This window comes from Curtobacterium sp. P97, assembly GCF_023712445.1.
Classification (GTDB): Bacteria; Actinomycetota; Actinomycetes; order Actinomycetales; family Microbacteriaceae; genus Curtobacterium.
Window position 1 is genome coordinate 1 of the sequence record NZ_JAMAYF010000184.1, and the last position, 415, is coordinate 415.

1 protein-coding gene is annotated in these 415 nt (G+C 79.0%); it reads left to right on the forward strand.

Translation table 11 applies throughout. The features are described 5' to 3' along the window. Positions 1-415, forward strand: a 415-nt coding sequence (locus tag M3677_RS17565) for a hypothetical protein (protein WP_251161223.1), incomplete at both ends; no start/stop codon positions are given.

Consider the following 415-nt stretch of genomic DNA (forward strand, 5'->3'; position numbering starts at 1 on the left):
GCCCCGGTCAGCTCACGGTCACCCCGGCCGCGTGCACCGACGCGCTCACGGCCGCCCGCACCGCGCTCGGCGACCCCGCAGCCGTCGACGACGCCGTGGGCCAGTACACCCGCAGCGGCTTCGGCGGCACCGCCGAGCTGCTGGCCACCGGCGGCCCCGCGGCCACGGTGGTCGGCACCCTCACCGACGCCGTCGCCGCCTGCCCCACGGCCACCGTCGACTCCCCGATGGGCCAGGCCGTGGTCACCTTCGGCGCCGTGACCTCGCCCGCGCTGGGCGACGCCGCGGCCGTCGTCCCGGTGTCGGTCACGATCACCCACGGGCAGGGGCCGGCCATGACCGGCGCCGCGCTGCTCGGCGTCGTCTCCGACGGCGACCGGGTGCTGGCCCTGGCCACCGCAGGGCTGGGCACCGT